This is a genomic window from Rhizobium sp. SSA_523 (assembly GCF_030435705.1).
Lineage (GTDB): Bacteria > Pseudomonadota > Alphaproteobacteria > Rhizobiales > Rhizobiaceae > Neorhizobium.
In genome coordinates this window covers 483,328-508,011 of the sequence record NZ_CP129381.1, presented here as the reverse complement: position 1 = coordinate 508,011, position 24,684 = coordinate 483,328, and the positions used below count along the sequence as shown (strand labels likewise).

The 24,684-nt window shown below is 62.1% G+C and carries 21 protein-coding genes; 9 read left to right on the top strand and 12 right to left on the bottom strand.

The window, feature by feature from the left end; genetic code table 11:
- The first annotated feature begins 65 nt into the window (after nt 1–65).
- The 5 genes from QTJ18_RS03685 (at nt 66) to QTJ18_RS03665 (ending at nt 6,348) form a co-directional block, all read left to right on the top strand.
- Nucleotides 66–1,016, top strand: coding sequence for a FecCD family ABC transporter permease (locus QTJ18_RS03685; protein WP_252752408.1), 951 nt, complete (start codon nt 66–68; stop codon nt 1,014–1,016).
- The gene (locus QTJ18_RS03680) at nt 1,013–1,837 is read left to right on the top strand and encodes an ABC transporter ATP-binding protein (protein WP_252751985.1); all 825 of its coding nucleotides are present in this window, start codon (nt 1,013–1,015) and stop codon (nt 1,835–1,837) included. Before QTJ18_RS03685 ends, QTJ18_RS03680 begins: the two co-directional genes overlap by 4 nt.
- Before the next feature lie 2 nt (nt 1,838–1,839).
- Nucleotides 1,840–2,664, top strand: coding sequence for a class I SAM-dependent methyltransferase (locus QTJ18_RS03675; RefSeq protein WP_252751986.1), 825 nt, complete (start codon nt 1,840–1,842; stop codon nt 2,662–2,664).
- Between the two features lie 157 nt (nt 2,665–2,821).
- A complete protein-coding gene (locus QTJ18_RS03670; protein WP_252751987.1) occupies nt 2,822–3,874 on the top strand; it encodes a dipeptidase in 1,053 nt (350 codons plus the stop codon).
- Nucleotides 3,875–4,158: 284 nt separating this feature from the next.
- A complete protein-coding gene (locus tag QTJ18_RS03665; protein WP_252751988.1) occupies nt 4,159–6,348 on the top strand; it encodes an anthranilate synthase in 2,190 nt (729 codons plus the stop codon).
- Between the two features lie 97 nt (nt 6,349–6,445).
- On the opposite strand, the gene QTJ18_RS03660 is transcribed toward QTJ18_RS03665, so the two are convergent.
- The 7 genes from QTJ18_RS03660 to QTJ18_RS03630 form a co-directional block, all read right to left on the bottom strand.
- On the bottom strand, nt 6,446–7,843 hold the full coding sequence (locus QTJ18_RS03660; protein ID WP_252751989.1) for a M20 family metallopeptidase: 1,398 nt from the start codon (nt 7,841–7,843) through the stop codon (nt 6,446–6,448).
- Between the two features lie 116 nt (nt 7,844–7,959).
- Complete coding sequence (locus QTJ18_RS03655; protein ID WP_489667194.1) at nt 7,960–8,853, bottom strand: carbohydrate kinase family protein; 894 nt, start codon at nt 8,851–8,853, stop codon at nt 7,960–7,962.
- Nucleotides 8,854–8,855: 2 nt separating this feature from the next.
- Nucleotides 8,856–9,893, bottom strand: coding sequence for an ABC transporter ATP-binding protein (locus QTJ18_RS03650; RefSeq protein ID WP_252751991.1), 1,038 nt, complete (start codon nt 9,891–9,893; stop codon nt 8,856–8,858).
- Nucleotides 9,893–11,407, bottom strand: coding sequence for an argininosuccinate lyase (gene argH, locus QTJ18_RS03645; protein ID WP_252751992.1), 1,515 nt, complete (start codon nt 11,405–11,407; stop codon nt 9,893–9,895). The genes QTJ18_RS03650 and argH overlap by 1 nt, the downstream gene beginning before the upstream one ends.
- A gap of 7 nt (nt 11,408–11,414) precedes the next feature.
- Nucleotides 11,415–12,257: a carbohydrate ABC transporter permease gene (locus tag QTJ18_RS03640; protein WP_252751993.1), complete on the bottom strand. Its 843-nt coding sequence runs from the start codon at nt 12,255–12,257 to the stop codon at nt 11,415–11,417.
- Nucleotides 12,254–13,195 carry a carbohydrate ABC transporter permease gene (locus QTJ18_RS03635; protein ID WP_252751994.1) on the bottom strand — a complete coding sequence of 314 codons (942 nt, stop codon included), beginning with the start codon at nt 13,193–13,195 and terminating at the stop codon, nt 12,254–12,256. Before QTJ18_RS03635 ends, QTJ18_RS03640 begins: the two co-directional genes overlap by 4 nt.
- A 14-nt stretch (nt 13,196–13,209) precedes the next feature.
- Nucleotides 13,210–14,463 (bottom strand): sugar ABC transporter substrate-binding protein, encoded by a 1,254-nt coding sequence (locus tag QTJ18_RS03630; protein ID WP_252751995.1) that lies wholly within the window; start codon nt 14,461–14,463, stop codon nt 13,210–13,212.
- A gap of 237 nt (nt 14,464–14,700) precedes the next feature.
- Between QTJ18_RS03630 and QTJ18_RS03625 the strand changes: the two genes are divergently transcribed.
- The 3 genes from QTJ18_RS03625 (at nt 14,701) to QTJ18_RS03615 (ending at nt 19,328) form a co-directional block, all read left to right on the top strand.
- Complete coding sequence (locus QTJ18_RS03625) at nt 14,701–15,927, top strand: ROK family transcriptional regulator (protein ID WP_252752409.1); 1,227 nt, start codon at nt 14,701–14,703, stop codon at nt 15,925–15,927.
- A gap of 75 nt (nt 15,928–16,002) precedes the next feature.
- Nucleotides 16,003–18,432: a PIG-L family deacetylase gene (locus QTJ18_RS03620; protein WP_252751996.1), complete on the top strand. Its 2,430-nt coding sequence runs from the start codon at nt 16,003–16,005 to the stop codon at nt 18,430–18,432.
- A gap of 77 nt (nt 18,433–18,509) precedes the next feature.
- A complete protein-coding gene (locus QTJ18_RS03615) occupies nt 18,510–19,328 on the top strand; it encodes a DMT family transporter (RefSeq protein ID WP_252752410.1) in 819 nt (272 codons plus the stop codon).
- Between the two features lie 123 nt (nt 19,329–19,451).
- Here the strand turns inward: QTJ18_RS03615 and QTJ18_RS03610 are convergent, their stop codons facing one another.
- The 4 genes from QTJ18_RS03610 to dctP form a co-directional block, all read right to left on the bottom strand.
- Nucleotides 19,452–19,892 (bottom strand): type II 3-dehydroquinate dehydratase, encoded by a 441-nt coding sequence (locus QTJ18_RS03610; RefSeq protein WP_252751997.1) that lies wholly within the window; start codon nt 19,890–19,892, stop codon nt 19,452–19,454.
- 2 nt (nt 19,893–19,894) lie between these two features.
- Nucleotides 19,895–21,196 carry a TRAP transporter large permease gene (locus tag QTJ18_RS03605; protein WP_252751998.1) on the bottom strand — a complete coding sequence of 434 codons (1,302 nt, stop codon included), beginning with the start codon at nt 21,194–21,196 and terminating at the stop codon, nt 19,895–19,897.
- Entirely contained in the window at nt 21,193–21,711 is a 519-nt protein-coding gene (locus QTJ18_RS03600) for a TRAP transporter small permease (protein ID WP_252751999.1), read from the bottom strand. The genes QTJ18_RS03605 and QTJ18_RS03600 overlap by 4 nt, the downstream gene beginning before the upstream one ends.
- Nucleotides 21,712–21,799: 88 nt before the next feature.
- On the bottom strand, nt 21,800–22,786 hold the full coding sequence (dctP, locus tag QTJ18_RS03595; RefSeq protein ID WP_252752000.1) for a TRAP transporter substrate-binding protein DctP: 987 nt from the start codon (nt 22,784–22,786) through the stop codon (nt 21,800–21,802).
- Between the two features lie 205 nt (nt 22,787–22,991).
- Between dctP and QTJ18_RS03590 the strand changes: the two genes are divergently transcribed.
- On the top strand, nt 22,992–23,669 hold the full coding sequence (locus QTJ18_RS03590) for a GntR family transcriptional regulator (RefSeq protein WP_252752001.1): 678 nt from the start codon (nt 22,992–22,994) through the stop codon (nt 23,667–23,669).
- Between the two features lie 18 nt (nt 23,670–23,687).
- Here QTJ18_RS03590 and QTJ18_RS03585 read toward each other — a convergent pair whose 3' ends face one another.
- Nucleotides 23,688–24,674 (bottom strand): sialic acid TRAP transporter substrate-binding protein SiaP, encoded by a 987-nt coding sequence (locus tag QTJ18_RS03585; RefSeq protein ID WP_252752002.1) that lies wholly within the window; start codon nt 24,672–24,674, stop codon nt 23,688–23,690.
- Nucleotides 24,675–24,684 lie beyond the last annotated feature (10 nt).

Sequence of the window (24,684 nt, the reverse complement as noted above, 5' to 3'; positions counted from 1 at the left end):
GGGGACCGGTCAGGCGCGGCGTGGCGATACTCGCCGCGCTCGTCCTTCTGCTCCTGGCGCTGTGGATGGGGGCTGCCATCGGTGAAACCTCCATCCCCTTCGCGACGGTCGCGCAGACGGTGGCCAATCGTCTGTGGAATGCCGGCTATCCTCTCGAGCCCATCGACGAGGGCATTGTCTGGAGCTATCGGCTCAGCCGTGCCGTCGTGGCGGCATCCTGCGGAACGGCCCTTGCCTTGTCGGGGGCGGTTCTGCAATCCCTGCTGCGCAACCCGCTGGCGGATCCGTATATTCTCGGCATTTCCGCCGGCGCGTCGACCGGTGCGGTCTGCGTCGCCATTCTCGGCCTGGGGGCCGGCCTGCTGACTTTGCCTCTCGGCGCGTTTCTCGGCGCGCTCCTCGCCTTTGCGCTGATCAGCCTTCTCGCCGTCAAGGCGGGGCGCGGCACGGCATCCATCATTCTGGCGGGCGTCGCCGGGTCGCAGCTCTTCAACGCCCTCACCTCCTTCATCGTCACCAAGGCGGCCACCGCGGAACAGGCACGCGGCATCATGTTCTGGCTGCTCGGCAACCTCTCGGGCGTTCGCTGGCCGGATGCCTGGCTTGCCGTGCCTGCCGCCGTCATCGGCCTGCTGGTCTGCCTGTGGCACTCGCGCGCGCTCGACGGTTTCACCTTCGGATCGGAATCGGCGGCATCGCTCGGCATCTCCGTCCGGCGCACCTATCTGGCGCTGGTCGGCGTCTCGGCCATGATGACCGCCACCATGGTGGCGATCGTCGGCTCGATCGGTTTTGTCGGGCTTGTCATCCCGCATGCGGCGCGTGCTCTGGTCGGGGTGCGCCACAGCGTTCTCCTGCCGGCGACGGCTCTCATCGGGGCCGTCTTCATGATCGTCGCCGATATCCTGTCGCGGATCATCATTCCCGGCCAGGTCCTGCCGATCGGCGTCATCACCGCCTTGTTCGGCGCACCGGCCTTCGCCATCATCCTGGTTCAGAGGAGAGGTCGCACATGACACTCGAAGCACATCGCTTATCGTGGTCGAGCGGGAATGCCGAAATCGTTCGCGACGTCTCCCTCTGCGTCCGGTCCGGCGAATTCCTGGGCATTATCGGGCCGAACGGATCAGGCAAGACGAGCCTGATGTTGATGATGGCCGGCGTGCGAAAACCAAGCTCCGGCGAAATGCGGCTCGATGGCGAGCCGATCGGCAGCCTTGGCCGGCGCGCCGTGGCGCAGCGCCTCGCTTTGGTGGAGCAACAGGCGGAGACAGGCGAGAGGATCACCGCCAGGCAGGCGGTGGAGCTTGGCCGCACGCCCTATCTTTCGCCTTTGTCGCCCTGGTCGCAGCATCACGATGCCGTCGTCGACGCCGCGCTCGACAATGTCGACATGGCCCATCTTGCAAACCGCGCCTGGCATACCCTGTCGGGCGGCGAGCGACAGCGCCTGCATATCGCCCGCGCGCTGGCGCAGGAGCCGGACATCCTGCTGCTCGACGAACCCACCAACCACCTGGACATAGGCCACCAGATCGGGCTCCTGGATCTCGTCAAGAAGCAGAGGCTGACGGTGGTCGCGGCGCTACACGACCTCAACCACGCTGCCCTTTTCTGCGACCGCATCGCCTTGATGCAGGGCGGACGCCTTGTGGCGTTGGGACGTCCCCAAGAGGTTCTGACGGTTCAGACCGTCAGGGAGGTTTTCGGCGTCGAGGCGGAGATCGAGCCCGACCGCGACGGCATCCTGCACCTGCGCTTTCTTCCGCGCGGCGTGGCTTGCGCGACGTCACGGATATCGGCCCCGGCGCCCCTGCGGCCGGCTGCAGGTGCATGATCATGGCCCTCTCCAATCACGACCTGAAAGAAGACATCCGGGACTACTGGTCCCGCCGATCGGCAACATTCGACCTCGCCTTCGGCCACCGCATTCCGCCCGGTCCGGAAATGGATGCCTGGGCGGCCGCGGTCAGGGCCGCGATCGGGGCGGAGCCGAAACGGGTCCTGGAGCTGGCATGCGGGACGGGAGAAGTCACGAATGTTCTTTTGTCGCTTGGCCATGACGTGACGGCGCTCGATTTTTCCGAGGCCATGCTCTCCGTTGCGCGCGCCAAGCACGCCGGGAACCCGCGTGCCCGCTTTCTCCTTGCCGATGCCGAAGAGACGATGGAGCCGGACGCCGCTTACGACGCCGTTATCTGCCGCCATCTGGTCTGGACGCTCACGCGGCCCGAGCAGGCCTTTGCCGACTGGTTCCGCGTGCTGCGGCCGGGGGGACGGCTGCTGATCTTCGACGGCAACTGGGCAAGCCATGCGCCGCTCGGCCGGGCGGCAAACCTCGCCATCCGGCTTCTGGAGACAGTCATCGGTCCCGACCCGCATTATGACGGCGCCATGAGCGAGGCTCATTCCGCAATCATGCAGCGCCTTCCCTTCGGCAGCGGCCTGACGCCTGAAAGCATCGAACCCTTGTTGGGTGCGGCCGGCTTTCGCTTTGCCTCGATCCACAGTGGCGCCGCAATCCGCGCCGCCCAAAGGAAGAAAGCCGATCTCCGCAACCGTCTTCGCACCTTTCTCTATCGCCGCTTCATCCTGACCGCGATCCGTCCGGATGACCGTGATGAAAGGAAAGGGAGTGAGCGGGCTGTCCGGCAAGATCCTTGAACAGCCGCCTCGGTTCGATGCCAATCGCCGCGCCGTCCGCAGAGAGATGTTTGGGGTGTTATTCTGTCTTTTCGTGGTAAGCCTTGCTCACCACACCCGAAACCACTGCGCCTGTCGCGCGGCCTAATTCCCGCGACGCGCCCGGTCAGGATGATCCATGCCCGACACCAAATCCCCGATACTGGTCTTTGATGGCCATAACGACATCCTGTCGCGCCTGATGAGCGAGAGTCGAAAGAACCCGACACCCATGGAAGCGCGGTTTCTGCAAGGCGATCCCCATCTCCACATCGATCTGCCGCGCGCTCGCACCGGCGGGCTCGCCGGAGGCCTTTGCGCCGTCTACGTGCCCTCCCCCGGCCGTCATCCCGACCAGAACGGCGATCTGCCGCAGGTGGAGCGGGCCTCGGCGCTGGACCAGACGCTTGCGCAAGCCGCACTGCTGCGCCGCCTGGAGGCCGCCTCCGACGCAGCATTGCGCATCTGCCGGTCCGCGGCCGAGATCCGTTACTGCCTGGAGGCCGGCATATTCGCCGCGGTTTTCCACATCGAAGGCTTCGAAGCGGCCGGACCGGACCTCGATCTGCTCGAAGTCCTGCACGCGGCTGGCCTGGCGAGCCTCGGGCCTGTCTGGAGCCGGCCGAACATTTTCGCGCATGGCGTTCCTTTCCGCTTCGGTCATTCGCCGGATATTGGCCCGGGCCTGACAAATGCCGGCCGCGACCTGGTACGAGCCTGCAACCGCCTGAAGATCATGATCGACCTGTCGCACATGAATGATGCCGGCTTCTGGGACGTGGCGCGCCTTTCAGATGCGCCGCTGGTGGCCTCGCATTCCAATGCCTTCGCCATCTGCCCCCACAGCCGCAATGCCACGGATCGGCAACTCGATGCCATTCGGGACACGCAGGGCCTGATCGGCCTGAACTTCGGCGTCCGCTTTCTCCATCCGCAAGGGGTGATGGATGCCGAACTGGAGCTTGCAGTCATGGTTCGCCACATTGATTATCTTGTGGAGCGGGTGGGAATCGACCACGTGGCCTTCGGCTCGGATTTCGACGGCACACTGATCTCCCGAAAGATCGGCAGTGCCGAAGGCCTGCCGCGTCTGATCGATGCGCTGCGCCAGGCTGGCTATGATGACGACGCGCTGGAAAAAATCGGCCACCGCAACTGGATTGCGCTTCTCGAACGGACCTGGGGCCGCTGAGCCTTGCCGGCGCCTTCACCGCGTCGATCCGGTCGCCGCAGGAGTGAGAGACGCTTCGGCCGACCTGGGTGCGACAGCCATCTTGCCAGACTTCTGCAGTCGCGCTATGAGATCAGTCATGAAAACGTCGATGAACATGGCTAATTGGTGGTGGGCACGCTAAAGGCGGCCTCGATCAGTCACGTCCAACGACAAGACAAAGCCGCCCGCAACGACCGAGGCGGCTTTTTTGTATCAAGCCTCCTCCAGGCCAGGGCCAATGGGAAAGTGGAAGAGGTGTCAGCATGGTAACGATCATCGAAGACGACGGCTCTGAAGTCTATGAGACGCGAGGGGGCATTACCGTCAGCCGCAAGCGCCGGGCGACACCCTATGCCGATGCCGTGTCGAGCTATGTCGACAAGCTGGATGAACGGCGCGGAGCCGTCTTCTCTTCCAATTACGAATATCCGGGTCGCTATACCCGCTGGGATACGGCAATCGTCGATCCGCCGCTCGGGATCTCGTCTTTCGGGCGCAAGCTATGGATCGAAGCGTATAATGGCCGCGGCGAGGTCCTGCTGGAAATCATCGCGGAGCGTCTGGCCGGTGAAGGCGAATTGTCGCTCGGCCAGCGGACGACGCGCCGCCTCGATCTGACCGTCGATCCGCCGTCCCGGGCGTTTACCGAGGAAGAGCGCTCGAAAATGCCGACCGTCTTCACGGTTCTGCGGGCCATCGTCGATCTCTTCCATTCGGATGCCGACAGTTCGATTGGCCTGTTCGGCGCCTTCGGCTATGATCTGGCCTTCCAGTTCGATGCCATCGATCTGGTCCTCGATCGGCCGGACGATCAGCGCGACATGGTGCTTTTCCTGCCGGACGAAATCCTGGTGGTTGATCACTATTCCGCCAAGGCCTGGGTGGACCGCTACGACTTCGCCAAGGATGGACGAACCACGGTTGGCCGCTCGGAAGACATCGCGCCGGAGCCTTTCCGGCAGACGGACACGATCCCGCCCAAGGGCGACCACCGGCCCGGCGAGTATGCAGAGCTTGTGGTCAAGGCGAAAGAAAGCTTTCGCCGCGGCGATCTTTTCGAAGTTGTGCCCGGCCAGAAATTCATGGAGCGCTGCGAGTCGCGGCCCTCGGAAATTTCGAACCGTCTTAAGGCGATCAACCCCTCCCCCTATTCCTTCTTCATCAATCTCGGCCATCAGGAATATCTGGTCGGCGCCTCGCCGGAAATGTTTGTGCGGGTCTCCGGCCGGCGCATCGAGACCTGCCCGATTTCCGGGACGATCCGGCGCGGCGAGGATGCAATCTCCGATTCCGAGCAGATCCTGAAACTGCTGAATTCGAAAAAGGACGAATCGGAACTGACCATGTGCTCCGATGTCGATCGCAACGACAAGTCGCGCGTGTGCGAACCGGGCTCGGTCAAGGTGATCGGCCGACGCCAGATCGAAATGTATTCGCGCCTGATCCACACCGTCGACCATATCGAGGGCCGCCTCAGGCCCGATATGGATGCCTTTGACGGCTTCCTGTCACATGCCTGGGCAGTCACCGTAACCGGCGCGCCGAAGCTGTGGGCAATGCGATTCATCGAAAAGCACGAGCGCAGCCCGCGCGCCTGGTATGGCGGCGCCATCGGCATGGTCGGCTTCAACGGCGACATGAATACTGGCCTCACGCTTCGCACGATCCGCATCAAGGACGGCATTGCGGAGGTGCGCGCCGGCGCGACACTGCTCAACGATAGCGACCCGCAGGAGGAAGAGGCCGAAACGGAGCTGAAGGCCTCGGCCATGATCGCCGCCATTCGCGATGCGCGCAGCGGCAATACATCGAAACTCGGGCGGGACGTCGCGCCGGTCGGCAAGGGGATCCGCATTCTCCTCGTCGATCACGAGGATAGCTTCGTTCACACGCTTGCCAATTATTTCAGACAGACGGGCGCCGAGGTTTCCACCGTCCGCACGCCGGTTGCAGAGGAAATCTTCGAGCGGATCGACCCCGATCTCGTGGTGCTGTCGCCCGGGCCCGGCAACCCCAAGGACTTCGACTGCAAGGCGACGATCCGAACCGCAAGGGCGCGCGGTCTGCCGGTCTTCGGCGTGTGCCTGGGACTGCAGGCCTTGGCGGAAGCCTATGGTGGGGAACTGCGCCAGCTGGCCCTTCCCATGCATGGCAAGCCGTCGCGTATTCGTGTTCTGGAGCCGGGGATCGTCTTTTCCGGCCTCGGCCGTGAGGTGACCGTGGGCCGGTATCATTCGATCTTCGCTGATCCGAAGACGCTGCATCCGGACTTCATCATCACAGCCGAAAGCGAGGACGGCACAATCATGGGGATCGAACACGCAAGGGAACCGGTCGCAGCCGTACAGTTCCATCCGGAGAGCATCATGACGCTGGGCGGCGATGCCGGAATGCGCATGATCGAGAATGTGGTTGCGCATCTCTCACGCCGCGCGAAGGAACAGGCCGCCTAACTGAGAGCGCTCGAAAGTCCCGCGGTTTTCGCAGCGGAGCCGAGGGAAATCGACGGATCCGCGCAGATATTGCCTCGGCTTGCCGACCTCGCTCTGCTCAGACAGATGATCTCGTGCGAAGCTGCGCGAGATCGGCGGCTTTCTCGCCGATATCGAGAAAAAGCGCGGTCATGATGCGCATTCCCTCCTCCGCGATCGAGAGGCGGGCATGTTCATTGGGACCGTGCTGGCCGCATTCGGCGTGCGAATGCGGTATCCAAATGGTCGGCAGACCGAGAATGTCGGTGAAAGCATCGTTCGGCAGCGAGCCGGCCAGATTGGGCAGGACATGCGGGGCCTTGCCCGTGGCCGCGGCAATCGAGGATTCGACGAAGCGCACCCAGGGATGATCGGGCGCAAACCGGGTGGCCTTGAACGGCTCCCCCTTGGCCGGGCTGATCGCGACGCCTTGGAATCCATGCGCATCCAGATGGCGACGGAGCGCCGGCAGGATATCCTCCATCGGGGTCCCCACGACGAAGCGGAGCTGACAGGTCGCGCGGGCGGACCCTGCTATGGCATTTTGTGGCGCATCGATATTGCCGGCGGAAATCGCCAGAACCGCTAGCGAATTCCACCCTAACACGCGTTCACTCGGCGTCAGATCCGCCTCGCCCCAATCGGCATCATGGCGGCGCGGCGGCAGATCCTTCAGAGCAGCACGAATATCGGGCGTGAGGCTGGTGGGACGCCATTCCGGAATCTTGATCTGCCCGCGCCGGTCGACAATGGCGGCGATTGCATGCGAGAGGATGATGACCGGATCGGCCAGCAAGCCGCCGAAATTGCCGGAATGGTGATCGCTATCGCGCAGGTTGACGACCAGATCGAAGGATAGGCCGCCACGTGACCCCATGAACATGGTCGGCACGTCCTCCGCAAGCCGCGGCCCGTCCGACGCGATCAGCACATCCGCCGAGAGCGCGTCCCGCTCCGCCTCGAAGAATTCGCGCAGGCCGAAGGAGCCTGTCTCTTCGGCCATTTCGATGATGATCTTGGCATTGAAGCCGAGCCGGCCATGTGCGGCGATCATCATCTCCAGCGCCTTGATGTTGATGAGATGCTGGATCTTGTTGTCGGCCGTCCCACGACCATAGAGCCTGTCGCCTTCGACCGTCAGCGTGAACGGATCGAGATCCTTGCGCCAGCGATGCGCCTCGCCATTGCAGACATCCCCGTGTCCGTAGATCAAGACGGTCGGCAGGTCCGGCGATTCGATGCGGCTTCCGATGAGAAAGGGAGCGCCGCCGGGCCGCGGATTGTCGGCGATGACGCAGCTGAAGCCGAGCGCCTCGAGCATGGGGCGCATGCTGTCTGTCAGATAGGCCAGCAGGTCCTCCGGGCGCCCCTCCGACTGACTGATCGAGCGCTGCGAGACAAGGTCGGCGAGATCCGCCGCCAATCCTCCATTCGTGGCATAGGCCGAGGCTGCCGCGATCACATTCTGCCGATCCATCCTGTTCAAAGCCTCTGACGTTTCTGATGCAGATGACTGTGCCAGATCTCGAGACCCTCAGAAAGGTCTGTCGCTGCAGGTTGAAAACGGACCGTCGGCCCCTCGGGCTCGATGGTCTAGCGATCGGGCCGGACAGTCGAAGCGCCACCGGCCGCCTGGACGGCGAGACTTCCCGCCGAAATGCCGGCATGCAGGCAGTCTTCCAGGGGAGTATCGTCGAGCCAGGCATTGAGGAATCCGGCATTGAAGGCATCCCCGGCGCCGGTGGTGTCGATGACCGGCACGGGCTCGGCAGGGTGGTGAAGCCGGAATCCTTTGGCCGCCACCCAGGCGCCTGATGCACCATCCTTCAGCGCCACATGCGGAAAGATCTCCAGAAGGCGGTCAAGCGCTGCCTCAGGATCCTTGAGACCGGTGATTGCCTCCACCTCTTCCCGGTTGGGCAAGAAAAGATCGACGCCCTCGCAGGCTTCCAGAAGATGCTTGTCGTAAATCAGCGTGCTGTCCCAGCTCGGATCCAGCGAAACGCTGAGGCCTTTGGCCTTCGCCTCCCGAACGAGGTCCGGCATTTCATGCAGCGTGGCATATTCTGCAATATGCAGGTGCTTCGCCAGCGACCAGTCCAGCGCCGCCGGCAACGTGGCCGGACGGGCGCTGCCGGCGCGCTTCGTCAAAAAGGCCCGGTCATGTCCCATGACGGCTGCGACGGTGACCTGCGGACCTGCATCGTCCGCATGTTCGACGAAGCGCAGATCTATGCCGCTGGAAGCGAGTTCGGTCGCGACTTCCCGCGAGAGCGCATCAGAGCCCAGTCTTGCAACCAGCGCGACCTGCCGGCCGACGTGATGGATATGCGCGGCCGCGATATAGGCGCCGCCGCCGGCGGCAAGCTTCATTCCGCTGGAAAACACCTCGCGGCCGAGCACCGGCAGGCTGTCGAGCCCGGTGAAGATCAGATCGCAGTAGAGCCTGCCAATACTGAGCACGGCCGAGGGCATAGGTGCCTGCATTGTCATGCCCGCTCCAGGAGGGCCTCGGTCCGGCCATCGAAAACGTAGAGGCTGCCGGCAGGCGCATAGCACGACAATTGGCTGCCAACGGCAGGAACGAATTTCTCGCGTGCGGTTGCAACCACTTCCGCGCCGCCGACATCCAGGTGAACCAGCGTCTCGGGGCCAAGCGGCTCGACCGCCGTCACCGTTCCGGTGATCTTCGTGCCTTCGCCGGACCCATCGCGGCTGGCGACGAGGTCATGGGGGCGGATACCGATCATGACATCGCCATCGGGGCCGGGCGTGACGATCCCGCCGCCGCGATGCCCCGGCAAGAGGTTCATCGACGGGCTGCCGATGAAGCGCGCGGTGAAGACGTCGACCGGGCTTTCATAGAGTTCGGACGGCGTGCCCACCTGCAGGATGCGGCCGTCCTTCATCACCACGATACGGTCGGCCATGGTCATTGCCTCGACCTGGTCATGCGTCACATAGACCGTCGTGGTTCCGAGCCGCTGGTGCAGACGCTTGATCTCGATCCGCATCTGGGCCCGCAATTGCGCATCGAGATTGGATAGCGGTTCGTCGAAGAGGAAGGCCGAGGGATCGCGCACCATGGCACGGCCGATAGCGACACGCTGGCGTTGTCCGCCGGACAGAGCTGCCGGTCGACGGTCGAGATAGGCATCGAGACCAAGGATGCGGCTTGCCTCCTCGATCCGCTTGTTCTTCTCCGCCTTGTCGAGATCCGAGGTGTACAAGCCGAAGCCGATATTCTGCCGGACGGTCATATGCGGGTAGATCGCGTAGTTCTGGAACACCATGGCGATATTGCGCTGTTTGGGTTCCCGCTCGTTGACGATCTCGCCGCCGATCCGCAATTCACCTGCCGAAATCTCTTCAAGACCGGCGATCATCCGCAATGTCGTGGATTTTCCGCAGCCGGAGGGTCCGACGAAGACGATGAATTCGCCGTCGCTGATGGAGAGATCAATGCCTTTGACGGCTTCCACCTTGCCGTAGCGCTTGACCAGCTTTGTCAGTTCGATCGTCGCCATCAGCGCGCTCCCATCAGTGCGGTGAACCTGTCGTGCAGTTCTGCGGCCGCGGCCGCCTCGTATTGCGCAGCCTGTTGCGCTTTGGCTTCGAAATCCGCCAGCCTATCGCGGTAGCTGGCGAGAGCGGCCTCCATCGGTTCCGGCGCGGGTCCGCCAAACCTTTGCCGCACGGCAACGAAATGCTCGGGCGAGACGGTGGCGCGAAAGCGTTCGGCATCCATGGACGGTGCTCGACCCGTCGACCCTTTGAAGGCCGCGACGAAGGGATCAAAGCCATTGCCGGGCAGATCGCCCCCCGCGGCAACGACGCTTCTGGCGGTGGAAGCGGCGATCTCATGCGCCTCGCGGAAGGAAAGACCCTCCTCGCGCACCAGGGTATCGGCCAATTCCGTGATCGTGATGCAGGAGCGTCTGATATTGTGATCGACACGCTCCGGATCGATGCTGATCTGCCGGACCAGTGCGGCAAGAAGGTCGAGCACCCGGAAGGCGGAGGCGAAAGCCTCATAGCCCATGCCTTGCGTCTCGCCTTCGCTGTCGTTCATGTCGGTGAAGGGCGTGTTGTGCATGACGTCGATCACCGTGCGGGCGCGGCCGAATGTCTGGCTCGCCAGATGGCGCAAATGTTCGATCGGCACGGGGTTGCGCTTCTGCGGCATGATGGAGGAGATCTGCACAAGCGCATTCGGCACGTAGATCTGCCCCACCTCGAAGCTCGTCCAGAACTGGAAATCCTGGATCAACCGGCCAAGATGCAGGAACATCAGCTCGATTGCCGAATAGGTCGAGGTCGTATAGTCCACCGCGGCAATACAGGAATAGGAATTGCGTTGCGCCGCGGAGAAGCCGAGAAGTTTCGCGACCCTGTCCCTGTCGATGGGAAAGCCGGACGTGGTGATGGCGGCGGCGCCCATGGATGACAGATCGACGATCTGGCGCACCTGCGCGAAACGCTCGATATCGCGGATCAGGATTTCGATCGCGGCCGACAGATAATGGCCGAACGTGGTCGGCTGTGCCGGCTGTCCGTGGGTATAGGCGACGATCAGGGTCGCCTTGTTGCGATCGGCGGCATCGATCATGGCGGCGAGCAAGCCGCGGGCCTTTTCCATCAGCATGTCGATGCGGTGCTTCAGACCGAGCTTGAAGAGCGTGTGGTCGATATCGTTGCGCGACCGGGCCGTGTGCAGGCGTCCCGCGGTGTCGACGCCGATCCGGGCCTTCAACTCCTTTTCGATCAGAAAGAAATAATCCTCGACTTCGCCCGTATAGACAAGCGTTGCGGGATCCACCTCGGCATCGATGGCTTCCAGGGCAGAGGCGATGCGGCCTGCCGTCCCGGCATCGAGAATGCCTGTCTCGTGGAGCATGACGAGATGCGCACGGTCGATGCGTCGGAAGGCATCGACGTGGTGGCTCTTGGCGCCATCGAACAGCGGCCGCAGAACCGTTTCCTTGTAGACGGGGTCCGGAAAGCGGCTTGTATCGGAAAGACGGGGGCTCATATCGGCCATGAGACGATTATCCTTTCAGGCCCGCCAGCATGACACCGCGGACGATGTAGCGCTGCAAGACGAGGAAAACGAGAAGTGTCGGAAGGGTGGCGATCGCAGCGCCGGTCATGATCATTTCCCACTGGATCGACTGTTCGACGGCAAAGCTCGAGAGACCGACCGGCAGGGTGTAGAGTTCCTTGCTTGTCGTCACGATCAGCGGCCAGAAGAAGGCGGTCCAGTTGCCGAGGAAGGTGAAGATGGCAAGTGCCGAGAGGGCGGGCGTCACCAGGGGCATGGCAACCTTCCACCAGATCTGGAACTCGTTCAGACCATCGACCCGCGCCGCCTCTATGAAGTCGTTGGGTACCGTCTCGAAGAACTGCTTCATCAGGAAGGTGCCGAAGGCCGTCATCATGCCCGGGAACATGATGCCCCAATAGCTATCCAGCCAGCCGAGCTGGCTCGACATCAGATACCAGGGAATGACCAGCATTTCCGTCGGGATCATCAGTGTCGACAGAATGGCGATGAAGATGAACTGGCGGCCGCGGAACTGGAATTTTGCCAGCGTATAGCCCACCAGACTGTCGAAAAAGCAGTTCGACAGCGTGACCGCTATGGCGACAATGGAGGAATTGAGAAACCAGCGCATGAAGCGGCCATCCGCAAGCACCGCCACGTAATTGGCAAGCGTCGGCGCGGCCGGAATGAGCCGCAGGTCGTAGACCTGGTCGGCGGTTTTCAGCGAGGTCGAAAACATGAAGGCCAGCGGCGAAATCATGATCAGCCCGCCGATGAACAGAACGGTCCAGGCGATGATGCGGCCAGGGCGGATATTGGCGCGATGAAGCACGGGAGCGTCGCTCATTTTTTCTCCCTCAGGATGAAGAGCTGCAGAAGCGAGACGACCATCAGTATGCTGAAGAGAACAACCGTCTGGGCCGCCGCATAACCCATGGCATAGGAGTTGAACGCCGTCTGATAGATCATCAGCACCAGAGGCTTGGTCGAGCCGAGAGGTCCGCCCGGATCATTCGTGGTCATGTTGTAGACCTGGTCAAAGATGCGCAGGAAGCCGATCGAGGAGAAGACGACGAGGAAGACCGTCGTCGGCTTCAACAGCGGCAGTGTGATCTTGCGCAGGATCGCCCATTCGCCGAGACCGTCGATGCGCGCTGCCTCGTAGAAGGTGGAGGGAATGGAGCGCAGGCCGGCCATGAAGATGATGATCTGAAACCCGAGCCCGGCCCAGATCGCCGTGACCATGATCGAGAACAGCGCCTGATCGGTGGAGCGGATGAATGGCTGTTGCGGAATGCCGGCCATTGCCAGGATATCATTGATGACGCCGATCGGCGCCGGCTGATAAAACCACCGCCACACCCAGGCCATGGCCGCAGCCGTGGTGAGAAACGGCAGGAAGTAGAGCGCGCGGATGGTATTGTGCATGAAGCGCACGCGATCGAGATAATAGGCGATCGCAAAAGACAGGAGGAGGCTGAGCGGCGTGCCTATGATCAGATAGGTGAACGTGTTCTTGAACACCTTCCAGAACTGCGGATCCTTGAACAGCTTGATGTAATTGGCAAGCCCGATGAACTTTGCCGGGCGCAGCAGATCCCAGTTGGTGAAGGAGAGATAGAAGGCCTGCACCGTCGGATAGAACCGGATCACCGCGTAAAAGAGGATCGGCAGTGCCAGGAAACCCCAGACCCAGAGCAGGCGCTTGGTGTGCATGGAGAAACGGTCGCGGCCGGAGCCGCCGGGGCGACTGTTCGTCGCCCCCTGCTGTGGGATCACGGCCATGATTGGCTCCTGGCTCAGGGCTTGGCTGCGTCGATGATTTCCTGCTCGGCTTCGGCCGCTTGCTTCAGCGACTCCGCAACCGGCTGGCTCTCGAGCAGAATGCGGTTCACCATGTCGATGGCATTCTGCCGCTGGGCAGCCTCATCCTTGAACATCGTGGTATGGGCATATTCCAGCCCCTTCAGGAAGGGACCGAAGACCGGATCCTTCAGATTGGCGTCCGTCATGGCGGCGGCCCGGCGTGCCGGCAATTCGCCAACCGTCTTCAACCAGATGTCCATGGCCTCGGGCGAGGAGATATAGGCCAGGAACTTCTTCGAGGCCTCAAGTTCTTCACCGGTGGTCTTGGCATTGATTCCATTGGCAAAATAGCTGGCATAGTTGGAGCGAACCCCTTCCGCATTGGCCGGAAGCTCGGTCACGCCCCATTCGAAATCCTTGATCGTCCTGAACGAGCCCAGGCGGAAGGTGCCATCGATGGTCATGCCGGCCTTGCCGCCACGAAACGCGGCCTGACCTTCATCCATGAAACCGGCCTGGCCGATCTTTTTCTCCAGCTGCAGGCTTGTATAGAAGGCCAGAGCTTTGGCGCCCGCCTCGCTGTCATAGGCGACCTTGGTGTCGTCCTCGGTATAGGGCACACCGCCATACTGGCGGATCAGAACTTCACGCCACCACTGATGGTCCTGGCCGGCCATGTCGAGCGTCGATCCGGCGACCACCAGATTGCCGGCATCATCCCGCTTGGCGATCTTTTCACCGGCAGCAACGAATTCTTCCAGGGTCTGCGGCGGCTTGTTCGGGTCGAGACCGGCTTCGCTGAAGAGCTTCTTGTTGTAGAAGAGGGCGAGGGAACGGACGGCAGTCGGCAGGCCGTAATATTCGCCCTCGCGCTTCATGGCCGACACGATCGGGAAGAACTCGCTCTCGATCTTGGCATGCGGGAACGCGTCCTGCGGCAAGGGCTGCAAGATCCCACCGGCCACGAACTTGTCGAGCCAGCCGTAGAAGAGCTGCATCACGTCCGGTCCGTTGCCGGACATGTTCGCAGCGATCACCCGCGTCTGGTAATCGGCATAGGGAAAGGTGACCTGCTTGACGGTGATATCCGGATTGGCCTTCTGGAACTCGGCAATCAGCTGGTCCATGGCCTTGACGCGGGTGTCGAAAACATACTGCCAATACTCGATTTCCACCGCCTGCGCGGCGTTGAAAGCGAAGCTGCTGAAACCGGCAACGAGTCCGGCGAACAAAACTGATTTGCGCATGTGTGCCTCCTGTTCCCCGCCGGCTTTCCGGTCTTGGGGCGATTGTTCCCAACGCTCGCTTTTCACGAACGCCATGACCTTGTTGATCCGGCCGCTCTTGCCGGACGACGGTACCCGTGGCACCTCGCCCCTACGCTCTCTTGAACCCGGAGCGATGTCAATAACATAATTTACTTATCTTATTCTATTGCCACTCACGAGTGACGGACGTATGGAAGAATGGCTGAGGACGAAGACATGACGATCCATCCCAAGGACCAGACGCCGATAGCGATCGGCAAAAATCCCGAACGCAGCCGCGAGCACAATCGTCGCGTGGTGCTGGATATCGTTCGACGGCACCAGACTCTCGGACGCGCGCATATCGCAAAGCTCACCCAGCTGACGCCGCAGGCCGTGGCCAACATCGTGGACGAACTGGTGGGCGAGGGACTGCTGATCGAGATGGGACGGCGCCGGAGCGGCCGCGGTCAGCCGCCGATCCAGTTTGCCGTCAATCCCGAAGGCGGCATCACGATCGGTGTCGAGATCGCTGCCGATCATATCGTCACCGTGGCGCTGGACCTTTCCGGACGGCTGCGGGCAAAGCGCATCCTGCCGCTGCGCGATCGGACACCGGACTATATTCTGGCAATGTTCGCCAAGGAGTTCTCGGCCATCGGCGCCGAGATCAACAGCCGGCTTCTGGGAACCGGCGTGGTCATGCCGGGGCCGTTCGAGATCGACGGAATGACATCGGTCGGCCCGACGACCCTGCCGGGCTTTTCCGGGCGGGATGCGGCCCAAATACTGGGCGACGCCTGCGGCTACCCGGTCATTGTCGAAAATGATGCGACCGCCGCAGCGGTTGGCGAGCGTCTGTTCGGCGCCGGCCTCGCTATTTCCAATTTCTGCATGATCTATTTCGGCGTGGGGCTCGGCCTCGGCATCATCCAGGACGGCGCGCCCTATCGCGGCGCCTTCGGCAATGCGGGCGAAATCGGCCATGTGACCGTCATTCCGCGCGGCCGCCCCTGCCCGTCCTGCGGCCAGAAGGGTTGTCTCGAAGGCTATGTTTCCCTCTATGCCTTGAAGGAACGGCTGGAAAATGCAGGCATTGCCGAGACCGAGATGGCCGATCTGGACCGCCTGCATGCGGACAAGCACCCGGTCATCATGGAGTGGATCGAGGAGGCGGCCTGCCATCTCGGCCCGATGGTCGCGATGCTGGAAAACATTCTCGATCCGCAGACCCTGATCATCGGCGGGACGATGCCGGATCGAATCATCGACGCGCTTATCGCCCATATGGCGCCCTTGCCGACATCGGTTGCCAGCCGTCGCCAGCGCGACCTGCCGCGCGTCATTCGCGGGCAGACGGGACAGCTGACGGCTGCTCTCGGTGCCGCGGCCATTCCTCTGTTCGACATCGTCACGCCGAAGCTCGACATCTCGCTGCACAACACGCAGGGCGCCTTGCCCTGAATGAGCCATTCCATGAGGTTCTCGTAAATCGCGTTCCTCATTTTTTGACATTGCCTGACAATCGGAGGAGGCCCCATGCTAACAGCCCGCGAACGCATCGAACGGCAGATGAGCGATCCGGCGCTCGTCCGGTTGCACCGCAAGCTCAGCCGCCTCTCCACCGTCTTGACCGTCATGAACACCGGAGCACATCCGGATGATGAACAAAACGGCATGCTGGCATGGCTCCGCTTCGGCCTCGGCATGCGCGTTATCATCGCCTGCTCCACGCGCGGCGAGGGTGGGCAGAATGCCCTTGGGCCGGAGAGGCTCGGCGCTCTTGGCGTGGTGCGCTCCCGCGAGCTTGAGGAATCCGCCCGCGTCATCGATGCCGACATTGCATGGCTCGGCCACGGGCCGGATGATCCGGTCCACGATTTCGGCTTCTCCAAGGATGGTGACGCAACCTTCGAGCGCTGGGGCAAGGAGCGGATCATCGAGCGGCTGGTCAGAGCCTATCGCGAGACACGGCCGGATATCGTGATCCCCACTTTTCTCGACGTTCCCGGCCAGCATGGCCACCACCGGGCGATGACCCAGGCGGCCGAGGCCGCGATTGCGCTGGCCTCCGATGCGAATGCCTTTCCCGAGCATGCGCATGAGGGCCTTGCTCCGTGGCAGGTCGCCAAATTCTACCTGCCCGCCTGGTCAGGCGGCGGGAGCACCTATGATGATGAGGTTCCGCCCCCGGAGACGACACTGACGCTGCGCGTCGAAGGCCGCGATCTTCCCACCGGCGCCGAATTTGACCGGATCGGCGAATGGTCGCGCTACTTCCACGCCTCCCAGGGGATGGGCCGCTGGCCGAAACACGCGGCAAGCCGCTGGCCGCTGCACCTGAAATTCGCCGCTGCGCCCCGGTCCGAAGCCTCCATTCAGGATGGCTTGCCCACCTCGCTATCCGCCCTGGCCTCCAGTGCCACCGAGCTCGAGCAGCGTGCCGACGGGCCCGCGGACGAGGTTCTCCGCGCCCTGCGTGACAAGCTCGCCTCGGCTGATCGCGACATCACCGCCGCCCAGCAGGCCTTTCCGCATCGCGACGCAATCCTGCAGCATCTGACGGCTGCCGCAGGCCATCTGGTCTGGGTCGCAGAACAGGCGTCGGAGCCGTTTCAAAAGGCGCATGCGCATCGCATCGCCCGAAAGCGCCAGGAGATCGACGCGGCCATCCTGGACGCTTCGGGTCTTTTCGAGCGTGCCTATTGCGAGCCGGCCTCGATCGGCCCAGGCGGCACGGCCGTTCTGACGGTGGAGCTGTCGCCCTCTTCGACGGCTGTCGAAATCACGCCGATTCTTCCGGCGGGCGTGACGGCAAAGCAGGAGCAGACCGGGGAGGAATGCATCTTCCGGCTCACCGCCTCCGAGGATGCTGCCTTCTCCAACCTCTTCCAGCCGGGCTGGTCCAGTCTTGGTGGCAATGGCGAGGCACATCTGCAACTGACGGCGGAAGTGTCTGGAAGGATCGCGCGCGCCTGCTTCGACTTCGAGGAGCCTCTTCTGGTGGCACCGCGGCAATCGGTGACCCTTACCCCCGAGACCGTGATTGTTCCGGTCACGGCGGACGCACGGCAATGGCCGATCCAGGCGAAGATACAGGGCGAGACTGCGGCACTGTCAATCGAGGCGCCCGCCGGCTGGGCCATGGAACCTAACGATGGGGGCTGGATACTGCGGGCCGAGACGGAGCCACGGCAGGGCCTGCTGCGGCTCGAGCCGAAAATCGATGGGCGACCTGCCTATCGCACCCTGCCGATCGTCTATCCCCATATCGGCCGGTCTGCCTATCGAGAAAGTGCCGCGCTCAACATACTCTGCCTCGATATTGCTTTGCCTGATGGCGCCAGGATCGGTTATGTCGGCGGAGGCGCCGACCACGTCGGGACCTGGCTTTCCCGGATGGGTCTCGACGTCACCGAAATGGACGAGACGGCCCTTTCCGGTGACCTGTCCCGCTTCACCACGATCGTCATCGGCATCTTCGCCTTCGGCTTGCGAAACGACCTCGCCGCAGCAAGGCCTCGCCTGCATCGGTTCGTGGAGGAAGGGGGACATCTCGTCACTCTGTATCATCGCCCGAGCGACGGATGGGATCCGGCACAGACCCCGGTTCGTCTGCTCGAAATCGGCAGCCCCTCGCTGCGATGGCGGGTGACGGATCCGAACGCCGCCGTCACCATACTGGCGCCCGATCATCCGCTGCTGACGGGACCGAACCGACTGAATGAGGAGGATTGGCGCGGATGGAACAAGGAGCGCGGCCTCTATTTCGCCTCCCGCTGGGACGATGCCTATGTGCCGCTCCTGTCCATGCATGATGCCGGCGAACAGCCCCTGACGGGAGCACTGGTCTCCGCCAGGATCGGCAAGGGTCGCCACACGCATACGAGCCTTGTCCTGCACCATCAGATGGACAGGCTGGTTTCCGGCGCCTTCCGCATCATGGCCAATCTCGTGCAGCCCGCGTGAGCCGGGACGAGACCAGAGCGGCGGCTTCATTGGACGCGCAGAAGCCCGGTCAGGCCATTGGCTGGCTTCTGATCGATATGAGCCTTGTGTCCGGTGGCATGACCGCGCTCGTCAAGCTGCAGGGTGTGAGCTATCCGGCTTTCCAGCTGGTTTTCATCCGCGCCCTGATCGGTCTTCTCTTCATCCTGCCGCTGATCTGGCACCACAGGCAGGCCTTGCGACATATCAGGCATCCCTGGCGCAACATCGCCCGTATCACCTGCAATGCCATAGCGCTGACGAGCAATTTCCTGGCAATCACGCTGCTGCCACTCGCGACCGTCAACGCCGTCGGCTTTTCGCGGCCGCTGGTCACCATGGGACTTGCCACGGTCATGCTGGGCGAAAGGATCAGCGCTCTTCGCTGGGCCGGCGCGGGTCTTGCTTTTCTCGGCGTGCTGATGATCATCGCGCCCGGCACGTCGAGCTTCGACAGCCGGATCCTGGTCGTGCTTGTCTCGGTCGTCTTCGGTGCGCTCGCCGTTGTCCAGACGCGGGCCCTGAGGGATGAGAACACCACGGTGATGATGGTCTTCTACACGATAGGTCTGGCGGTCCTGACAGCCGTCCCGGCCGGTCTGACCTGGCATCCGGTGGCCGCCGCCGACTGGCCGCCGCTCCTTGCTATCGGCTTTCTCGCCCAGCTCGGCCAATACTGTTTTCTGCGGGCCTACCGGCTGGCCGATGCGAGCCTGCTTGCGCCCATCGGTTACCTGTCGATCGTCTTCGCCACGGCGATCGGCTATTTCCTCTTCGATGAAGTGCCGGAATGGCGGGTCATTCTGGGCGTTGCGATCATCCTGGCCGCCTTGCAGGGCGCTGCACTGCTGGAACGCATCACGGACAGGCGCCACTGAGGCCCGGCCCTCCCATCCCTGCATCGGCAGGTCTTGCACCCGGCCCCGCCTCGTCATCCACGACGGGCGGATGACCGGCGGATGACAATTGCGCCGAATTTTCGATCCGGCGCAGTCTTTGCTTTACCGCATTCCGCGGGAGATGAGCGTTTCCAGGGCTTTGACCGCCAGAGGATAACCTTCGGCGCCCAGTCCGGCCATGACAGTCGTTGCCGTCATTGAGACGTAGGATCTGTGATAGATCGATTCCCGCCGGTGGACATTGCTGATATGGAACTCGATGATCGGCCCCTTGAACATCTTCAGCGCGTCGAGGAGAGCGATCGACGTGAAGGTGAAGGCGGCCGGGTTGATGATGATGCCAGCCCCCGAATCGATCGCTTCATGCACCCAATCGATCAGCCGCTCTTCGCTATTGGTCTGGTGAAATTCGACAGGCCTCTCGCCGGCGGCGTCGCGGCACATCTGTTCGACTTCGGAGAGCGTGGTCAGGCCATAAATGTCCGGCTCACGCTTGCCCAACCGGTTCAGGTTGGGACCATTGAGTATGTAGATCGGTTTCATGATTATCCTTGATATCCAAGCAGCCTCGGCAGCCACAGCACGCTGTCCGGAACGAAGGTGATGAAGGCGAGGCAGACCACCATCCAGAACAGGAAGGGTGCGGCATCGACGATGATGTCCTTGATCGGAGCCCCGGAAAACTTGGCCACGATGAACAGAAGCAAGCCATAGGGCGGCGTCACGAGGCCCAGCATGATATTGACGACGACGACCACGCCGAAATGGACGAGATCGATCCCGAGGGCCTGGGCCGTGGGGATGAAGACCGGCACGATGATCAGCAGGATCGCCGTGCCTTCGAGGATGCAGCCGAGGATCAGCAGGATGATGTTTACGAGGATCAGGAAGCCGGTCGGCGTCAGATCCCAGGCTGTCAGCAGGACGCGGATGCTATCTGGAATATTCTCGATCGTGATGACGTAATTGAAGACGAGTGCCCCGGCAATCAGCATGCCGATGGAGGCGGTTGATTTAGCGCTGGTCAACAGCGAGGCATAGAAATCCCGAAGCGTGATGCTGCGATAGAGCAAGACGGAAATGACGAGCGCATAGGCTGCCGCAATGGCCGCTGCCTCGGTCGGGGTGGTGATGCCGGAATAGATGCATCCGAGAAGCACGACCGGCATCATCAGCGCGGGAAAGGCGCGGATCGTGATGCTCGGAATCTGCCGCAGCGGAACCGGTTCCTCGACCGGGAAATTGCGACGCCGCGCCGTGATCACCACCTGAACCATCTGCAGGCCCGCCATCAGCAGACCGGGCACCATGCCGGCCAGGAAGAGATAGCCGATCGAGGCATCCGAGACGAGTGAATAGATGATCATCGGAATGGACGGCGGAATGATCGGACCGACCACCGCGGTGACTGCCGTCAGGGCAGCTGCGAAGCTCGGCGTATAGCGCCCGTCGCGCGTCATCATGCTCTGCATCATCTTGCCGCTGCCTGCCGCATCGGCGATCGCGGAGCCGGACATGCCGGCGAAAATGATGCTCTGGACGATGTTGACCTGCGCGAGGCCGCCCCGGAACCGTCCGACAAGCACATTGCAGAACTGCAGCAGGCGTTCCGTCATCGAGCCGACATTCATGAATTCCGCCGCAAGGATGAAGAGCGGCACCGCCAGGATGACATAGTTCGAATACATGCCGTTCAGGAACTGCTCGGCGGCAATGCCCATGTCTGCGCCGATCAGCAGCAGGTAGAGGATCGATCCGCAGATCATCGACAGTCCGATCGGCAGGCCCAGGAAGGCCAGGACCGTGATGATCACAAGCGTGATGGAAAAAGGACTTGCGATATTCATACGCCGGAGCCTGCCTTGGTGGGATCGAAAGCTTCGGGCGCGTGTCCGTGGACTGCCTGAACGGCGAGCCACAGGTAACGGATGATCATGGCGACCGCGAAGATGATGTAGATGGAGTAGAGGTAGTCAAAGCGGATCTTGAGATAGGCCGTGCTTTCCACCTTCATGAAGGTGACATAGTCGGTCACGGCCGGAAGCGAGATGCTGAACAGGAAGATCAGGGCCAGGGAGCAGATCGTCTGCATGACCCGCCGCGCTTTGTCACCTGCACCGCCCCAGATGAGATCGAAGCGGATCTCGTCCACCTCCCGGACCACGAAAGCCGAACCGAAGAGGACGATCCAGATCCACAGCGCCACGCTGACTTCATGGGTCCAGCCGATGGACATGTTGAGGGCATAGCGGAAGATGATTTGCAGCATGAAGACGACGAACATCGTCAGAAGCATGAGGCACAGAAGGTTTTCCGCGCGCCGTCTCAGCCATTCGCCGGTGGCCAGCATTTTTGGGGGCATGTATCAGTCTCCAGGAAGAGAGGTGGCGGGACGGCCGATCCGGCCTCGCCGCCACCCTATCGTGTGCACACGCGAGCGCGGCGGCGCGTCAGAGAGCCGCCACTTTTTCCAGGATGCCCTGCGGCCAGGATTTCGCCAGATCCGAGTTCAGATATTTTTCCTGGGCGAACTTGCGGAAGGCATCAAGATCCGGCTCGTAGATCTCGAGACCCGCCGCACGAAATTCCTCGATCAGCGCCTTCTCCTGCGCAAGGTGCTTGTCCTCGCTGAACTTCATCGCCTTGTCGGCCGCCGCTTGGAAGGATTTCTGCTGCTCCGGCGTCATGGCATTCCAGGTCTTGTTGGAAATGACCAGGAGGTCGTAGCCGATCAGGTGCGAGGTGAGCGCGATCTGCGACATGACTTCGTAGAACTTCATGTTCTTGACGTTGGGCAGCGGATTGTCCTGCGCGTCGATCGCGCCGGTCTGCAGCGCGGTGTAGACTTCGGCATAGGCAACGGGAACCGGATTGGCGCCCAGGGCCTCGCCCAGGAACTGCCAGGCATCGCCGCCCGGCATGCGCAGCTTGATGCCGCTGAGATCCTGCGGTGTGGTGATCTTCTTGTTCGGCTTCAGCCCCACCTGGCGCGCGCCGAAATAGGTCGGCCCGAGAATGTGGATATCCAGCTGGTCCTCAGCCATCTTCTTGAATTCAGCGCCGACCTCGCTGTTGAAGAAAGCGGTCAGATGCGCGGCATCCCGGAAGAGATAGGCCGAGGTCAGAACGGACCATGCCGGGATCTGCTTGGAAATATCCTGCGGCGCAATGTTGCCCATCTGCAGATTGCCGCGCTGGATGGCGACGAGCTCGGTTCCCTGCTTGAACAGATTGCCGCCGTAATAGGGATCAAGCGTGAAATCGTTCTTGATGTCCTCGGCGAGCATCTTCGTCATCTGGGCCCGGATATCCTGCTCTGAAAAGACAGCCGAGAATTTCAGCACCGGCTTTTCCTGCGCCAGCACCGGGCTGGCCAAAGCCGTGGCAGCCATCATGACGGCACCAATGACGGACCGACGGGTAAGGTTGAAGTTCATCTGTATTCCTCCTGTGTGTCTCCATCATCCGAAACTTTCGGATGACCTCCCATGGATAAGCCGTTCCTCTTCGGCTGCATCGCACTAACAATGTACGGAACGGTACGTTTAGTCAATTGGCTGAAACCAGCATGACGCATGAAATCCACGAGTCAACCGATTTTTATCGTACGTTTTTCAGATCATATGATGTAAAGTAACCCGCATGATAACCAAGCAGGAACTTCCCCAGCGCGAAACAGCCGGCGAAACGGCCTTCAGACGGATTCGCGAGGATCTGATCTCCGGCGCCTTGCCGCCGGGCTCCAAGATCAAGCTGGAACAGGCAAAGGCGCGCTACGGCGTCAGCGTCTCGACATTGCGGGAAATCCTGAACCGGCTGACCACCGAGAACCTGGTGGTGGCGGAGGGACAGCGCGGGTTCGAGGTGAGCCCTGCCTCCACCCGCGAGCTTCTCGAGCTTGCCGATCTCAGGATCCTGCTGGAATGTCACGCGTTGGGACTGTCCTTCACAGGCGGGGACCTGGAATGGGAGGCGCGGCTGGTAGCAGCCCATCATAAGCTCTCATCCGTGGAGCGAAGCCTGCTGGCCGGCGATTCCTCACGCACGGTCGATTGGGTGCGCTATGACTGGGAGTTCCACCAGGCTCTGGTGTCGGCCTGCAATTCGGTCAATCTCATGGCCGCGCTGTCATCGGTGTTCGACCGCTTCTTGCGCTACCACCTGCTTGCGGAATCCTTCCGCGGCCAGCCTGTCGTGGATGATCACAGACTGCTTTTCGAGCTTGCCCTGAAACGGGATCACGAGGGTGCGTGCCGGATGCTGACCCGGCACGTGAAAAACGGCGTAGAGCACGTGCAGAAGAGCGGCCGCATTCCGTGATGCGGCCGCCGCCGCCTGTCAAAGCGCGTTGATCTTGTCGAGCATGCCGGCCGGCCAGGAAGCGGAAAGCGGCGATTCCATGTATTGCTTCTGCGCATAGGCGCGGAAGGCTTCAAGATCCGGTTCGTAGACCTCCAGCCCCTGCTCGCGGAAGAAGCCCACCAGTTCCTTCTCCTGCTTCTCGTATTCGGCTGTGCTCCAGGCGAAGCCCTTGCGTGCCGCCTCGCGCATGCGCGTCTGTTCCGCCGCAGGCAGGGCATCAAAGGTGGATGATCCGATGAGAAGAAGACCGAAGCCGATATTATGGGCGGTCAGAATGATCTGATCCGTCACCTCATAGAATTTCATCAGCTTGTCGTTCGGCAGCGGATTGTCCTGGGCATCGATCGCGCCTGTCTGCAGACCCGTATAGACCTCGGCATAATCCATCGCCACGGGATTGGCACCGACCGCCTTTCCGAGGAACTGCCAGCTCTCGCCGCCGGGCATGCGCATCTTCACGCCGGCCAGATCCTCGGGCCGCATGACCTTTTTCTTGCCTTTCAGATTGACGTGCCGTGCCCCGTAATAGGCGGGCGCGAGGATTTCCACCCGCAGCTTCTCGCGGGCGATCTTGCGGAATTCCTCGCCGATCTCGCTATCGAAGATCGATTGCAGATGAGCGGCACTGCGCACCACGTAAGCCGCACCCAGAATATCGAACTCCGGCGCCTGCTTGGCGAAATCGGACGGCGGCAGCATGGCCATTTCCAGATTGCCGCGCTGGACGGCAACCAGTTCGGTTCCCTGTTTCAACAGGGTCGATCCGAAATAGGGCTTGAACTCGTACTCGTCGCCGATTTCCTTGGCGAAGATATTCACCAGAGCCTGCGAGCGTGGCGCATCGGCGGTGGTGACATCGGCAAAGCGGAGCGTCGTCTTTGCAAAGGCCGCCTTCGGCAGACCAATCATGGCCGCGGTTGCGGCAGTTCCGGCGATCGCCTGCCGTCGCGTTAGTTTGAACATGGGGTTCCTC

Excerpts from the sequence above, each read along its gene's own strand:
- QTJ18_RS03655 (WP_489667194.1), bottom strand. The coding sequence starts at position 8,853 with ATGCAGGCACCTATGCCCTCGGCCGTGCTCAGTATTGGCAGGCTCTAC.
- dctP (WP_252752000.1), bottom strand. The coding sequence starts at position 22,786 with ATGAACTTCAACCTTACCCGTCGGTCCGTCATTGGTGCCGTCATGATG.
- QTJ18_RS03635 (WP_252751994.1), bottom strand. The coding sequence starts at position 13,195 with ATGGCCGTGATCCCACAGCAGGGGGCGACGAACAGTCGCCCCGGCGGC.
- QTJ18_RS03585 (WP_252752002.1), bottom strand. The coding sequence starts at position 24,674 with ATGTTCAAACTAACGCGACGGCAGGCGATCGCCGGAACTGCCGCAACC.
- QTJ18_RS03615 (WP_252752410.1), top strand. The coding sequence starts at position 18,510 with ATGAGCCTTGTGTCCGGTGGCATGACCGCGCTCGTCAAGCTGCAGGGT.
- QTJ18_RS03685 (WP_252752408.1), top strand. The coding sequence starts at position 66 with ATGGGGGCTGCCATCGGTGAAACCTCCATCCCCTTCGCGACGGTCGCG.
- QTJ18_RS03670 (WP_252751987.1), top strand. The coding sequence starts at position 2,822 with ATGCCCGACACCAAATCCCCGATACTGGTCTTTGATGGCCATAACGAC.
- QTJ18_RS03610 (WP_252751997.1), bottom strand. The coding sequence starts at position 19,892 with ATGAAACCGATCTACATACTCAATGGTCCCAACCTGAACCGGTTGGGC.
- QTJ18_RS03600 (WP_252751999.1), bottom strand. The coding sequence starts at position 21,711 with ATGCCCCCAAAAATGCTGGCCACCGGCGAATGGCTGAGACGGCGCGCG.
- QTJ18_RS03675 (WP_252751986.1), top strand. The coding sequence starts at position 1,840 with ATGGCCCTCTCCAATCACGACCTGAAAGAAGACATCCGGGACTACTGG.
- QTJ18_RS03680 (WP_252751985.1), top strand. The coding sequence starts at position 1,013 with ATGACACTCGAAGCACATCGCTTATCGTGGTCGAGCGGGAATGCCGAA.
- argH (WP_252751992.1), bottom strand. The coding sequence starts at position 11,407 with ATGGCCGATATGAGCCCCCGTCTTTCCGATACAAGCCGCTTTCCGGAC.
- QTJ18_RS03665 (WP_252751988.1), top strand. The coding sequence starts at position 4,159 with ATGGTAACGATCATCGAAGACGACGGCTCTGAAGTCTATGAGACGCGA.
- QTJ18_RS03620 (WP_252751996.1), top strand. The coding sequence starts at position 16,003 with ATGCTAACAGCCCGCGAACGCATCGAACGGCAGATGAGCGATCCGGCG.
- QTJ18_RS03605 (WP_252751998.1), bottom strand. The coding sequence starts at position 21,196 with ATGAATATCGCAAGTCCTTTTTCCATCACGCTTGTGATCATCACGGTC.
- QTJ18_RS03660 (WP_252751989.1), bottom strand. The coding sequence starts at position 7,843 with ATGGATCGGCAGAATGTGATCGCGGCAGCCTCGGCCTATGCCACGAAT.
- QTJ18_RS03650 (WP_252751991.1), bottom strand. The coding sequence starts at position 9,893 with ATGGCGACGATCGAACTGACAAAGCTGGTCAAGCGCTACGGCAAGGTG.
- QTJ18_RS03590 (WP_252752001.1), top strand. The coding sequence starts at position 22,992 with ATGATAACCAAGCAGGAACTTCCCCAGCGCGAAACAGCCGGCGAAACG.
- QTJ18_RS03625 (WP_252752409.1), top strand. The coding sequence starts at position 14,701 with ATGACGATCCATCCCAAGGACCAGACGCCGATAGCGATCGGCAAAAAT.
- QTJ18_RS03630 (WP_252751995.1), bottom strand. The coding sequence starts at position 14,463 with ATGCGCAAATCAGTTTTGTTCGCCGGACTCGTTGCCGGTTTCAGCAGC.
- QTJ18_RS03640 (WP_252751993.1), bottom strand. The coding sequence starts at position 12,257 with ATGAGCGACGCTCCCGTGCTTCATCGCGCCAATATCCGCCCTGGCCGC.